The organism is Paenibacillus sp. ALE2 (assembly GCF_054113385.1).
In genome coordinates, this window is sequence record NZ_CM134213.1 from 3684593 (window position 1) to 3700873 (window position 16281).

Here is a 16281-nt window from a genome sequence, read left to right on the forward strand (position 1 = left end):
ATGACACGTAAACATGATCAAAGATCAGACTTTAATATCCCGATCCTTTCTTTTATGGAAACTTGCCGGCAATTTCCTGAAACAGAGTTGTTTACTTTTGAGAATGAAGGAGAGCATCCTCACGTTCTTACGGGGACCACGCTTTTGCTGCAAGTGCAAACTTTGGGCAACTTTCTAATGAAAGAACTGGCTGCGCAGGAAAGAGCGCTCCTTGTATTTCCTCAGGGTCTGGGATATATCAGCAGCATGCTGGCATGTTTTTATGCAAACATCGTAGCCATCCCTACACCCATTACAGCAGCAGAGCCAGATGAAAAAATGCTTGAGAAAATAAAGCCTATTCAAACGGATTCCGGGGCTGTATGTATCATAACCAATACTGCCTTCAAAGCTTTTCTCCAAACACAACCGGAGTATAGAACGTTTCGTATCCTAAATATTGATGAGATTCTTCAAGAGAGCGCCGCCCACGTAGATATAAAGATGAGAATGCCAGCACCTGAAGATATGGCCCTTTTGCTGTACACATCAGGCTCTACATCACTGCCTAAAGGTGTAATTCTCAGCCATAGATGTTTGATGAATCAGGTTAAGGCTGAGCAATGGAGAATTGACCAAAATAGCCGTATCGTTTCCTGGATGCCGCAATTCCATGCTTTTGGACTGCAAAACAATATTTTGGTACCGCTATTGAATGGCGCCTCAAGCATTATTCTCCCGCCAGAAAGCTTTGCTAAAAATCCGGAGCACTGGATTCAGATGATTGACAAGTATCAGGCTACCCATACGGCTGCGCCAAACTTTGCATTCGATTACTGCTGCTCCACCTTGGACGTAGCTTCACTACAGGAATATTCTTTGCACCATCTTCAAGCTATTATATGTGCAGGTGAGCCCATTCGGAAGGAAAGTTACGAAAATTTTGTCCATCATTTCCGGGCATTGGGGCTTAAAGAAGATATATTTTGTCCTCTTCTTGGCTTATCTGAGCTGTGTCCTGTTACCAGTGTAAAACCGGGCCAGTCGATGAGATTTCTTAATTTGGATATTCCTAGCTTGGAGCAAAGAAGAGTCGAATACACAGATGAGAAGAACCCATCGAAGTCCGTTGTCAGTTGCGGGGAGATCGAAGCTCCGACAGAAATACGGATTGTTCATCCTGAAAGTCATATGCTATGCCTGCCAGAGGAAATCGGCGAGATTTGGATTAAATCCGATCGGATGGCAGAGGGTTATTTAAATAGGAAGCAAGAAACGGACAGCACTTTTGAGGCGGTACTTTCCAGTACACAAGAAGGCGGTTTTTTCCGTACAGGTGACCTTGGCTTTATTGTAGACAATCATATTTATGTCATCGGCAGAGAGAAGGAAGTCATTATCATTCACGGCAAAAATCATCATCCTGTCGATATTGAATGGACCATCCAAAAGAATATGCCGGAGTTGACCTTGCCTATCGCTGTATTTGCCTCTGAAGTCAAAGGCCAGGAAAAGGTAATCGTCGTACAAGAGATTGAAACGTCCCTTCATGAGCAGGAATATAAACGACTGGTCGAAAAGATGTTAAATGCTGTATCTGGGACACATCAACTTGAGATTTATGATATATATTTGCTGCCAAAAGGTAGTATTCCCAAAACGGGGAGCGGGAAAATTCAAAGAAAGGTTTGCCGTAATGCTTACATCAAACAAGAGCTTAGGGTACTTTATCAATATCGGAGTGCACTCTCAACAGCGCATTCGGGTATTGGAGAAACGGATGCTACTGTAGACGCTGTTTCGTTGATACTGCTGAAGATTCAGGAATATATGGTGCAATTTTTGCAACGGGAACTGAATTTGGAGTCCGAGGCAATGGATTTGAATAAAAATATTCACGGTTATGGCATCGATTCCATTCTTATCATGAAGCTCATACGCGGCATTGAAAAATCTTATCCGATCAAGGTTAATGCAAGAGAAATTCTAGATTACCCAACGATTCAACTACTATCGGCTTATTTAGCCAAAAAGATCGAAAAAGATAAACGGGTTGTAGAGATCAAGACCGAAACAATCCTGCATGGTTTGCAACGGAATCCACTTTCTGAAGTTCAAAAAGGGTTGTGGCTATTACATAAAATGTCTCCTGAAATAAATGCTTACAATGTACCAATATGTCTCCGATTTAATACGAAAGTTGAGATAGAGAACGTTAAACAGGCTTTCCACACCGTTTTAGAGCAATATCCTATTCTAAAAAGTGTGATTGAAGAGGATAATGGGACACCTTATCAAAAGCTGGAGTCTGCTCAGCCGTTCAATATGCAGATAGAGGATATTTCAAGCTTGAAAGCGGATGAAATCATTCCCTTTATTCGGAGCAAGGCAAAGCAGCCATTCGCGCTGGAACAGGACCCTTTGATGCGTGTTTATCTGATGTCCAGGTCCGAACAAGAACATTTCATACTGGTGGTCATCCATCATATTATTTTTGATGGTAGTTCTTTCATCCTTTTTATTCAAAGCTTTTTAGATGCATATAAGGACTTGGGACAAGGAAAGAGACCAGTCGTTTTACCACCTGCCGCGAGCTATAGCGATTTTGTGGAATGGGAACAAACGATGCTGGCGAGTGCAGAAGGGGAAAAGCATTTTTCCTATTGGAAGCAACAACTGTCGGATGCTTTACCGACTCTAGAGCTTCCATATAACCGTTCAGGTTTTCTGACTCCGAGCATGGAAGGACAAACATACACCAAGCGGCTTCCAGTTGATTGGGTCAATCGGGTAAAATCTTTCGCCCGTACGCAATATATGAGCTTGTCTACCGTCTTGTTAGGTATGTATGTGATATTGCTTAACCAGTATTCGAAACAGGAAGACATCATCGTTGGAATGCCAGTTATGGTACGACCAGAGGAGCGTTTTGACCAATTAATCGGATATTTTGTCAATATGCTTCCAATACGCAGCCAAGTGTCGGAAACAGAGACATTCCTGGATTTTATGAAAAAATTGCAAATCACCGTAGTCAATGGGATGGATCATGCTCCTTATCCTTTTCCGGCTCTGGTTCGAGCATTAAATGTGCCACGTTTGCAGGCGAGCTCGCCTGTTTTTCAGGCAGTTTTTTCTTACCAAAATTTTCTGCAAACTTCAAGCTTGCAGCAGCTTTGTGCGCCGTATAGCGATAGCTTTACCGTTGAGTTGGTAGAGGAAATTCACCAGGAAGGTGAATATGAGCTGGTATTGGAGCTGCTGGAGCAGGAAGAAGAGCTGACATTAAATATCAAATACCGTTCCGGTTTGTTCGATGAATCAACCATCGTACAGATGGCTGAGCGTTACATCGGATTAGCGGAAGCACTTATGAGCAATCCTACAGCTGCCCTGCAGGACTATTCATTACTTTTGCAAGAGGAAAAGAATAGCGTCCTTTATGACTGGAATGCAACCGAAATAAGTTATCCAGATAAATGCTTCCCTGAATTATTCATAAAACAGGCAAGGAAAACGCCTGACGCTATTGCAGTCGTGTATGAAGAACAATCGCTTACCTATCGGGAATTAAAAGAAAAGAGCACTTTACTCGCTCTATATTTGCAAAATCAGGGCGTTACCCCTGATACGCTGGTAGGAATTTGCATGGAACGGTCTTTAGAAATGGTCATTGGGCTGTTGGGAATCCTTCTGGCGGGAGGAGCCTATGTACCGCTTGATCCGGACTATCCAGAGGACAGATTGGAATACATGCTGCAGGACTCCAATGCTTCCCTTGTCATTACGCAATCGGAATTGCTGGAAAAAGTATATCGGCTGGCAGGGAGTCATGTGAACTGCATCGTTCTTGATAACGAATGGGATCTTCTGACAAGTAGTATAAAGGGGAGAAAGACACTCAAACGGGAAGTGCAGCCTAGCCATTTGGCATATGTGATATATACATCTGGAAGTACAGGGAAACCCAAAGGGGTCATGATCCCGCACAAAGCGTTGACCAACTTTCTTCTTTCCATGGGAGAAAAGCCAGGCATAACAGAGCAGGATAAATTGCTTGCAGTGACAACGTATTGCTTTGACATCGCGGGACTGGAATTATATCTGCCTTTGATTAAAGGCGCTCAATGCTATGTTTGCAGTTCTGAAAAGGCTAAGGATGCCGAAAGACTCAAGCAGGAGATTCAAAAAATAAAACCGACAATGATGCAGGCAACGCCTGTGACCTGGACCATGCTTTTTCAAGCTGGCTGGAAGAACGAAGAGAACATGAAAATGCTCTGTGGCGGAGAAGCACTTTCGGAAACATTGAAATCTTATTTTGTGCATAACAACGGTGACGCATGGAATATGTTCGGTCCGACTGAGACGACGATTTGGTCTACAATTCAAACGATTACCGCCGACAAGCCGATTTCGATCGGTAAGCCTATTGCCAACACCCAGATTTATATTTTGGATCAGCTCCTTAGACCTGTACCTATCGGATTTCCGGGTGAGCTTTTCATTTCGGGCAATGGCTTGGCCAGAGGCTATCTGAATCAGCCGGTGCTTACGGATGAAAAGTTTATTGACAACCCATTCAAGCCCGGAACTAAGCTCTATAGAACCGGAGATTTATGCAAGTGGCTTTCTGACGGTTCCATTGAATATTTGGGTCGGATGGATTATCAAGTGAAAATCCGCGGGTTTCGAATTGAGCTAAGTGAAGTTGAAGGTCAGGTCAGAACATATCCGGGAATTGATGAATGTGTCGTGATCGCCAAGGAACAAGGAGGGGATAAGCAGCTTGTCGCCTACTATTTACGTAACAACTCTCAGTTCGGGGAATCCTCACTTGATCCGAAAGAAGTACGAAATTATTTAAAAGCATTCTTGCCTTATTATATGATTCCAGCATTCTTTATCGAACTGGACAAGCTGCCATTGACCCCGAATGGCAAAATAGATCGGAAGGAATTAATGGGTCGTAGGGTCGAGCTGGCGACAGCAACAAGAAAAATCCATTTGCCGCAATCGGATGTTGAACAACAAGTTTTAACAATATGGAAAAAGCTTCTGGATATCGATCATCTAAGTACGGATGATGCTTTTTTCGACGTGGGCGGAAATTCTTTTTCAGCCGCAGAGATGATTAGAAGGATCAAGGACAAGCTGGAATGTGATATTTCGGTGACAGCATTGTTCAAGTATCCAACGGTTAGGGAACTTAGTGCCTATATTACGAAAGTAAAAGGCGAGGCACCAGCTTCTGCAACAGAACAAACAGATACCGCTAAAAATACCATTTCACAGGGATTAGACTCGGAGGAAGATGAACATAAACCATCCTACCCTGATTATTATGAGGATAGTATCGCAATTATAGGAATTTCGTCCCATTTCCCGGGTGCAAAAAACCACATTGAGTTTTGGAGCAATTTGAGGGCAGGGGTGGAAAGTGTCCGGTACTTTTCTGAGGAAGAACTAGCCCAGTTAGGGCTGGAGAGAGAGATTGTCGAGCATCCAAACTATGTGCCCGGACAATGCACGATTGAGGGAAAAGAGTATTTCGACCCTGAGTTTTTTAATTTGTCCCAGAAAAATGCAGAATTTATGGATCCTCAGATGAAATTGCTGCTACAGCATGCATGGAAGGCCGTTGAAGATGCTGGCTATGTTTCCAAAGAGATTCCTGAAACCAGCGTGTATATGTCGGCGAGCAGCAGCTTTTATCAAGCCTTTATTCCTAATTTGGCATCGCAATCACCTAATGTCCTGAGGAATGCGGATGAATATGTAACCTGGATTTTGGCACAAGGCGGGACCATTCCTACTATGATCTCTCATAAATTAGGATTTAAAGGTCCCAGCTTATTTGTGCATTCCAACTGTTCTTCTTCGTTAGTCGGACTGCGTCTAGCTTCGCAAAGCCTGTTGTCTGGTGAAGCAAAATACGCGTTGGTTGGAGCGTCAACAATCTTTCCTTTCAACAGCTTAGGTTATGTATATCAGCCTGGCTTGAACTTTTCTAGTGATGGCCATATTAGAGCTTTTGACGATTCGGCAGACGGAATGATTGGCGGAGAAGGGGTTGGAGTTGTTCTACTGAAAAAAACGCTGGATGCCATTAGAGACGGTGACCATATTTATACGATTTTACGAGGGGTTAGCGTGAACAACGATGGGACTGACAAACTAGGGTTTTATGCTCCAAGTGTTAAGGGTCAGTCTGAAGTTATTCAGAAGACGATCGAATCAACCGGAATTCATCCCGAAACGATCAGTTATATTGAGACACATGGAACCGGAACCAAATTGGGCGATCCGGTTGAATTTGCAGCCTTGAATGATACATTCAGGCAGTACACGGCCAAAAAACAATTTTGTGGTATTGGATCGGTCAAAACCAATATCGGACATTTGGACACTGCAGCAGGTTTGGCGGGGTGTATTAAAGTCGCTTTAAGCTTATACCATAATGAGATTCCTCCTACGCTTAATTACGATACACCCAATACCGATATCCATTTGTCTGATTCGCCTTTTTATGTTGTTGATAAACTGCGGAAATGGGAACAAGCGTCGGCTCCCCATCGAGCGGCGCTGAGCTCCTTTGGCATAGGCGGAACGAATGCTCATGCCATTTTCGAACAATTTGTAGCTAATGATGAACCCGAACGTTCTAAATCCAGTTTGGTGAACGATGCTGATAAGTATCTTGTTCCTTTGTCTGCCAAAAATGATCAGCGCCTTAAGGCATATGCTGGGGACCTCTCGGCTTTCTTGACAGCTTCTCAAGAAATCAATTTATCGGATGTAGCTTTTACGCTTCAAACAGGACGAATGACAATGAAATGTCGGGTAGCGTTTATCGTCAAGAATACGAGCGAGCTGGTGCAAAAATTGGATTCGTTCGCGAATGGACAAGAACATATCGAGAATTGCTGGAGGGGAGAAAATAACCAGCAAGATTCAATGCAATGGTTTGAACAGGAAGAAGTGTTCAAGGAATTAGTGAGCAAATGGATCTCAAATCGTGAAATGAACAAGCTGGCAGAGCTATGGGCCAAAGGCTTCCATATCGATTGGAAATTGCTGTATTACGATATGCGACCGAAAAGAATCAGTCTGCCTACGTATCCTTTTGCTCAACAACGCTGCTGGGCTCCTGAGGTTGAGGCTGGAGCAGCAAGGGTCAGAGTAGTGGCGGAAGCACCTGCGACTGCAGCTAGCCATACCCTGATGTTTGAACCAGTCTGGAAGGAGCAGGACGTAGCGCCGGAGGTCGAAGCCCCTGTCTATGACCGCCGTATCATCTTACTGTGTGAGCCGGAAGAGGCTTTACCTGAACGGCTTGAAGCGAGAGTGAACGGAGCGGCACAGGTTTTGGTCTTCTCATCCGGGAAGAGCCGGGTGGATGAGCGGTTTCAGGCCTATGCAGTTCAGGCCTTTGAGAGCATCCAAAGCATTCTAAAAGACAAGCCTGCCGGAAGGGTGCTGGTTCAGCTTGTCGTGACGGCGGCTGGAGAAGGACAGCTCTTTTCAGGGCTTTCGGGTCTGCTGAAGACCGCCCGGCTGGAAAATCCAAAATTCATCGGGCAATTGATCGAAGTGGAACAGGGAGAACTTGCGGAAAACCTGCTGGCGAAGCTGGAAGAAAACAGCCGCAGTCCGTTGGATGGATGGATTCGCTATGAGGATAGTCAACGCAAAACCGCTTGCTGGAACAGGTTGGAGCCATCTCGGTCAGATGAGGAGCTGCTATGGAGAGATGGGGGCGTGTATCTCATCACCGGCGGCTCTGGCGGCCTGGGGCTGCTTGTTGCCGAAGAACTGGTTCGGCGCACCCGAGCAGCGACCTTGATCCTGACAGGGCGGTCGACACTGGACGGCAACAGACAAACTCGGCTGAAGGAACTGGAGTCCTCAGGAGCCAGAGTGGTGTATAAGCAGGGGGATATCACTGACAGGAACACGGTTACTAGCTTGCTGGAAAGCATTCAGAAAGAATTCGGGCGTGTTCACGGGATTATCCACTGTGCTGGGGTCATTCACGATAACTTCATTCTCAAGAAAAGCAGGGAAGAATTTATCGAGGTGCTGGGGCCGAAGGTCCAAGGGCTGGTCCATCTGGATGAGGCAAGCAGCGGCCAGGATCTGGACTTCTTCATGCTCTTTTCCTCCATCTCGGGCAGTCTGGGCAATCCGGGACAGGCCGATTATGCCACCGCCAACGCCTTTATGGATGCGTACGCAGCATATCGGAATACCCTGGTGGAAGCCCAGCAACGGCGGGGCCGGACGCTATCCATCCGCTGGCCGCTGTGGAAAGAAGGCGGAATGCGGATCGATGCGGACACGGAAAAGCTCATGAGACAAAATATGGGCCTCACGCCTCTACAGACCGAGTCGGGCATTCAGGCGTTGTACCAATGCCTGACCTCAAGCAAGGATCAGGTGATGATCCTGGAAGGAGAGCCCGAGAAAATCAAGGCCTATCTGGCGAAAGCCGTCTCGCAGACCGATGTTCGAGCGGTAGAGGCAGCTGGATTGAAGCTGGATGCGGGTTTACTGTACGATAAAACCTTGTATCATCTCAAGGCGCTATTGGGAGAGGTGACCCGTCTGAGCGTCGGTAGCATTGAAGCCCAAGAACCGCTAGAGCGCTATGGCATCGATTCGATTATGATTACCCAGCTCAATGCCAAGCTGGCAGAGTCTTTTGGCGAGCTATCCAAGACGCTATTTTATGAGTACCAGACCCTGCGTGCCCTGGCAGAACATTTAGTGGCGGAATATGCACCGGAGTGCATGCAATGGGTTGGAATGAGCACGGACAAGGAACGGGTAGAGGAAACGGCTGCGACAGCCCGGTACGCTGAAGAAGAAAGCACGCAAATTGCGGGGCAGACGATAGCGGAGGAGGCGACAGCGAAGTCCAGAAGCTACGTGGAGCCGATTCGAAGCTACGCGGAACTTGGCGCAGAGGAAACACGAGAACCGATTGCCATCATTGGCATGGCAGGAAAGTATCCAGGTTCGAGGGACATGAACGAATATTGGGAAAATCTCAAGGCAGGAAAGGATTGTGTCAGCGAAATCCCGCAGGAACGCTGGAAACTGGAAGAATTCTTCCAGCCTGACAAACAGGAAGCGGTGGCTGATGGCAAAAGCTACAGCAAGTGGGGCGGCTTTATCGAAGGCTTTGCGGAATTCGACCCATTGTTTTTCAATATTGCACCGCGAGAAGCCCTCAGCATGGATCCTCAGGAAAGGCTGTTTATTGAAGCTTGCTGGGAAGCGATGGAGGACGCAGGCTACACCAGAGAACAGCTTGCGGTACGACATAACAGCCGTGTAGGTGTGTTTGCGGGAATTACCAAAACGGGCTACGAGCTTTATGGGCCGGAATTATGGAAGATGGGGGCCAAAATATTCCCCCAAATATCCTTTAGCTCGGTAGCCAACCGGATTTCGTACCTGTTTAATTTGCAGGGGCCGAGCATGCCAGTGGATACGATGTGTTCGTCCTCGTTGACCGCGATTCATGAAGCGTGTGAGCATCTGTACCGCGGAGAATGCGAGTTGGCCATGGCAGGAGGAGTGAACCTGTATCTGCATCCACTGAGTTATGTCGGACTTTGTGCGAATCAGATGCTGTCCGTAGACGGACAGTGCAAGAGCTTCGGAAAGGGAGGCAACGGCTTTGTCCCAGGAGAAGGTGTGGGGGTCGTGCTATTGAAGCCGTTGTCGAAGGCGATAGCAGATGGGGACCCGATCCATGCGGTCATCCGGGGAACGAGCATCAACCATGGAGGCAAGACCAACGGGTATACCGTGCCTAACCCGACTGCTCAAGGGGAGCTAATCCGGTCGGCTTTGGAACGAGCCGGGGTACATGCCCGGACCATTAGCTATATCGAAGCTCACGGAACCGGCACAGAACTGGGAGATCCGATTGAAGTAACCGGTCTGACCCAGGCCTTCAGAAAGGATACAGCAGATAAGGGATTTTGTGCTGTGGGCTCTGTGAAGTCCAACATCGGACATTTGGAGGCGGCGGCGGGCATCGCAGGGATTGGGAAAATTGTCCTGCAGATGAAAAACCGGACGCTGGTTCCCAGTCTGCATGCCCAGGAACTGAATCCGAACATTCCTTTTGAGCAGACGCCGTTTGTTGTCCAGCAGGAGCTGGAGGAATGGAAGCGGCCGGTGGTTGAGCTCGAGGGAGAGACACGGGAATACCCGAGAATGGCAGGGATTTCATCGTTTGGAGCAGGAGGCGCCAATGCCCATGTCATCATCGAAGAGTACGTTCCGGAAGAGAAGATGCCCATTCGTGTAACAGCTCACCATCCTGTGATTATCGTATTGTCGGCCAAAAATGAGGAACGGCTGAAGCAGCAGGTCGAGAGATTGCTGTCCGTGATCGGGAAAGGAGAGGTCACAGAGGGCAATCTGGCCGATGCAGCCTACACGCTCCAGTTAGGACGTGAAGCGATGGAAGAACGCCTAGCGGTCATTGCTGAATCGCTACCGAAACTGGTGGAAAAGCTGCAAAGATTCTTGGAAGGCCACGACGGGATTTCCGAGCTGTATCGAGGACAGGTCAAGCGAAACAAAGAGGCACTGTCCGCACTGTTAGAAGATGAAGATATGGAAAAAACGATCGCTGCCTGGATCGGGAAACGGAAATACGCGAAGATAGTGGATCTGTGGGTAAAGGGACTGGCGATGGACTGGAGCATGCTTTATGGAGATGCCAAGCCGCAGCGAATAAGCCTGCCAGCCTATCCTTTTGCAAAGGAGCGGTATTGGATCACGGATATTAAAACCAAGCAGGCTTCCATTGAATCTACCAAATCTGTACAGCCAACAGATATATTTGTTGATCAAAAAACACCTGAGACAGCGGCAAATATTTCGCAAAAGTATGAAAAAGAAAGCGAAGATCCAAATTCCGAAGCTATTCCTTCGTATATCCAGAATATTCAGAGCCATATTTCCACCAGTGTCAAAATGAAGAAGATGCCAGATATTTCTTATCTAGCGGCTGAATACGAAAGAATTCCTTCGACTATGGTCGACAACCAAGCTTACTCGGAACAGGATGGGACGACGCGAGGGACTAATCGGATGAGGAGGCTTACAGATGAAGGAAATGAATGATGTCTTATGCAAATTGCTATGGGGTTATTTGCAGTTGATGGGATTATGCCCCTATGCACATATGGACAAGAAAGCTATGATTAATGATTTTAAAACCAAAACAGCATTGCTGAATTTATACGATCGCTGGCTTGAAGAAAGCATAGAGGTATTGGCGCGGAATCATTATTTTTACCGTAAAGGAGACTCTTATAGCGTAACGGATACAGCTTTGGTTGATCTGCAGGCTGTATGGAAGGAATGGGAATTGAAGAAAGGGGAATGGCTGAAAAATCCGGATCTCTCGGCCTGGGTTGTACTCGTAGAATCAACATTGCGCAAGCTGCCGGAAATTTTGACCGGAAACATACCTGCCACTGACATTGTTTTTCCTCAGTCCTCTATGAAGCTGGTAGAAGGTATATATAAAAATAGTCCTGCAGCAGATTACTTTAATGAAGTGCTGGGGGATATTGTAGTTTCCTACTTGAATGAACGGCTTAAGCATGACCCGTCAGGGTCGATTCGAATTATTGAAATTGGTGCAGGTACTGGAGGAACCAGCGCTATGCTCTTCCGGAAGCTTCGACCTTATCAGGAGCATATTCGTGAATACTGTTATACCGATAAATCCAGAGCATTTTTATTGCATGCTCAAAAAGAGTACGGCCCGCAAAATCCTTACTTGACTTATAAAATTTTTAATGTGGAAGAGTCGGCTGTGGGACAAGATATCGACACGGGCGGATATGATATTGCAATTGCCACCAATGTCCTGCACGCTACGAGGAACATTCGGCAGACATTAGGCAATGTCAAAGCATCGCTGCGAAAAAACGGCCTGATTCTTATCAATGAAATTAGTGGAAACTCGCTGTTAAACCACCTAACCTTTGGCCTGTTGGAGGGATGGTGGCTTTATAATGACCCCGAGCTGCGTATTCCAGGCTCTCCCGGTTTATACCCTGAACGTTGGCAGGAGGTATTGGAAAGCGAGGGGTTCCGGTCGGTCTTCTTCCCCGCTCAGGAAGCGCATGAAGTAGGCCAGCAAATTATTGTGGCTGAAAGCGATGGTATACTTCGGGATCAACAGAAGCTTGAACCTGGCAAGCCTCCATTGAAACAGCGTGACACAGGGATTCAATCAGCTGCTGATGTATCCAATGAGATGGCTGAAGAGCATGTCAGGGAGCTTATTGTAGAGAAGTTGGCAGAGGCCTTGAATGTGGACTTTTCTATGATTGATGTCTATGAGTCATTCGCAGATTATGGCCTGGACTCTATTCTTGGCGTCAACTTTGTACAGGATGTTAATCAGGGACTGGGCATTCATTTGCAGACTACAGACATCTTTGATTACAGTTCGGTCAAACAACTGACGTTATACATTTTAGGCCAATTCGGCGACATCGTTTTACCAGTTTTGGGACACAATGCTGATCCCATAGAGGATGGGAAAGATACAAGCCGTGAAACCCAAGCGCCTAAGGAAAAGGAATATATGTTTAATCCGGTTCAAACGGCAAGTGCATCGATTGAGCCAGAAAGACCTAAACAGGAGAATACAGGAAAAAGCTTGGCGCAAAGAGAGCCGATTGCGATTATTGGAATGAGCGGGCGGTTTGCCGGGTCTGACAATGTAGATGAGCTTTGGAATCACCTTAAGAATGGCGACGATTTAGTAAAAGAGGTAACTCGGTGGGATCTTTCAAAATACCAGGAAAAAAATGCGAGTTACTGCAATTATGGAAGCTTTTTGGAGGATATTGATAAGTTCGATCCGCTTTTTTTCAATATTTCCGGACTGGAAGCAACTTACATGGATCCGCAGCAGAGATTGTTTCTCGAGGAAGCATGGCATGCTCTAGAGGATGCGGGCTATGCGGGTGCAGGGATGGATGGGCGTCGGTGCGGAGTTTATGTAGGCTGTGCCGAAGGCGATTACCAGCGATTGCTGGGTGAAGACCTGCCTCCGCAAGCACTGTGGGGACATATGGGCTCCGTGATTCCCGCCAGAATTTCCTACTACTTGAATCTTCACGGACCGGCAATAGCTGTAGATACAGCTTGTTCGAGTTCGCTAGTTGCCACCCATCTTGCTTGCCAAAGCTTATGGTCTGGAGAAACGGATATGGCTTTAGCTGGCGGGGTGTATATTCATACAACCCCTCGTTGCTATTTATACGGTGACAGAGCAGGAATGCTGTCTCACACAGGGCACTGTTATACCTTTGATGACAGGGCGGACGGAATGGTTCCAGGAGAGGCTGTTGGCGCGGTTGTACTCAAACGGCTTGAGGAAGCAGTTGCCGATGGTGACCACATCTATGGGGTGATTTTAGGCTCAGGAATCAATCAGGACGGTACCACGAATGGACTTACTGCACCAAGCCAGAAGTCTCAGGAGCGGCTGGAGCAATATGTGTACGATACTTTTCATATTCATCCAGAGCAAATCCAATTGGTGGAAGCACATGGGACAGGTACCAAATTGGGAGATCCAATTGAATATCAGGCATTGACGCGAACATTTAGAAAGTATACGGACAAGAAGGGATTTTGCGCGATCGGGTCCATTAAAACGAATATCGGTCATACGCAAATTGCGGCAGGAATCACAGGAGTAATTAAGCTGTTATTGTCATTAAAGCATGAGCAGATTCCGCCTTCACTTCATTTCCAATCAGGCAATTCTAATATTCAGTTTGCGGACAGCCCTTTTTATGTCAATACGCAGTTGCAGAATTGGCTGATTGAGCCTGAAGCCAGACGCTGTGCTGCGGTCAGCTCCTTTGGTGCCAGTGGTACTAATGCCCACCTGGTCATTGGAGAGGCTCCACATACGAAACGAAGACATTGCGAAAAGCCGGCTTATTTCATTCCGCTGTCCGCCCGGACTTCACAACAATTACGCCGTCAGGTGGAGCAACTGATTGCCTATTGCGAACAGGAGCCTGAGGCAGACTGCGGTAACATGAGCTATACATTATTGCTTGGGAGAAAGCACTGCAATCATCGGCTTGCATGTGTTGCCCGCAATCAAGGTGAGCTTGTCATGTCCCTTAAAAGGTGGCTGGAAAAAGGCAATTCTTCTCAAGTTTATTATTCTGAACTACACGAAAAAGACCAACGCATTCAAACGTCATTGAAGAGATATGGAAATGAATGTATTCAAAACTGTCAAAATGCAGGTGAAGCCCGCGAGTATTTGGAGCTTTTAACTACGATTGCGGATTTATATGTTCAGGGATATCCGTTAGACTTTGAACGTTTGTTTTCAAATGAACCGTATTGCAGAATCCCACTACCGACTTATCCTTTTGCAAAAGAGCGGTATTGGGCGCCTGGGAATGAAACCCAAGTGGCTAAAAGCATAAGTATAGAAAGTGAAACCAAATCAACGATTTCCAGAGCAGAGGCAAAACCTGTGGCTACAGCTAGTCATACCCTGTTGCTAGAGCCAGTTTGGAAGGAGCAGGACGTATCGCCAGAGGTGGAAGCACCTACCTACGACCGCCGTATCATCTTACTGTGTGAGCCGGACAAGGCTTTACCTGAACGGCTCGAAGCGCGAGTGAACGGAGCAGCGCAGATCTTGGCTTTCTCATCTGGGAAGAGCCGTGTGGAAGAGCGGTTTCAGGCCTATGCAGTTCAGGCCTTTGAGAGCATCCAAGGCCTGCTCAAAGACAAGCCTGCCGGAAGGGTGCTGGTTCAGCTTGTCGTGACGGCGGCTGGAGAAGGGCGGCTCTTTTCAGGACTTTCGGGTCTGCTGAAGACCGCCCGACTGGAAAATCCAAAACTCATCGGCCAATTGATCGAAGTGGAACAGGGAGAATCTGCGGAAAGCCTACTGGCGAAGCTGGAGGAAAACAGCCGCAGTCCGGTGGATGGATGGATTCGCTATGAGGGTGGTCAACGCAAAACCGCTTGCTGGAGCAGGTTCGAGTCGTCTCGGCCAGAAGAGAAGCTGCCATGGAGAGACGGTGGCGTGTATCTCATTACCGGCGGCTCTGGCGGCCTGGGGCTGCTTGTTGCCGAAGAACTGGTTCGGCGCACCCAAGCAGCAACCTTAATCCTGACAGGCCGCTCGCCACTGGACGGCAACAGACAAACCCGGCTGAAGGAGCTGGAGTTCTCAGGAGCCAGAGTAGTGTACAAGCAGGGGGATATCACCGACAGGAACACGGTTACCAGCTTGTTGGAAAGCATTCAGGAAGAATTCGGGTGTGTTCACGGGATTATTCACTGCGCTGGGGTCATTCACGATAACTTCATTCTCAAGAAAAGCAGGGAAGAATTTATCGAGGTGCTGGGTCCGAAGGTTAAAGGGCTGGTTCATCTAGATGAGGTGAGCAACGGTCAGGATTTGGACTTCTTCGTGCTCTTTTCCTCCATCTCGGGCAGTATGGGCAATCCGGGACAGGCCGATTATGCCACCGCCAACGCCTTTATGGATGCGTACGCAGCATACCGGAATACCCTGGTGGAAGCCCAGCAACGGCGGGGCCGGACGCTATCCATCCGCTGGCCGCTGTGGAAAGAAGGCGGGATGAGGATTGATGCGGACACGGAAAAGCTCATGAGACAGAACATGGGCATTACGCCTCTACAGACCGAGTCGGGCATTCAGGCGTTGTACCAATGCCTGTCCTCAAGCAAAGAGCAGGTGATGGTCCTAGAAGGAGAGCCTGAAAAAATCGAGGCCTATCTGACGAAATCCGTTCCGCATATCAGTGTCCGTGCGATACAGGCATCTGCGCCAAAGCTGGATGCGGCCTTACTTTACGATAAAACTTTGCATCATCTCAAGGCGCTGTTGGGAGAGGTGACCCGGCTGAGCGTTGGTAGCATTGAAGCTCATGAACCGCTAGAGCGCTATGGCATTGATTCCATCATGATTACCCAGTTGAATGCCAAGCTGGCAGGATCTTTTGGCGAGCTGTCCAAGACGCTGTTTTACGAGTACCAGACCTTGCGTGCCCTGGCAGAACATTTAGTGGCGGAATACGCACTGGAATGCATGCAGTTGGTCGGAATGAGTCCAGACATGCAGCTGGTGGAGGAAACGACTGCGGCAACCCAGTGTGCCGAAGAAGAAAGCGCGCCAGTTGCGGAACAAACGATTGCGGAAGAGGTGACAGCGAAGCTTACCCGAAGCTACGTGAAGCCGGT

Annotated in this window: 2 protein-coding genes (1 of these 2 running past the window's edge); both read left to right on the forward strand. The window is 47.6% G+C overall.

Annotation, left to right across the window (positions count from 1 at the left end; translation table 11 throughout):
* Positions 1-11130 carry an amino acid adenylation domain-containing protein gene (locus ACXHJ1_RS16195; RefSeq protein WP_457904910.1) on the forward strand — a complete coding sequence of 3710 codons (11130 nt, stop codon included), beginning with the start codon at positions 1-3 and terminating at the stop codon, positions 11128-11130.
* On the forward strand, positions 11114-16281 hold the 5' end (the start) of the coding sequence (locus ACXHJ1_RS16200) for an SDR family NAD(P)-dependent oxidoreductase (protein WP_457904911.1). The gene runs 14569 nt beyond the window's last position; 5168 of the gene's 19737 nt are visible here — the first part of the coding sequence; it begins with the start codon at positions 11114-11116; the stop codon falls past the right edge of the window. Before ACXHJ1_RS16195 ends, ACXHJ1_RS16200 begins: the two co-directional genes overlap by 17 nt.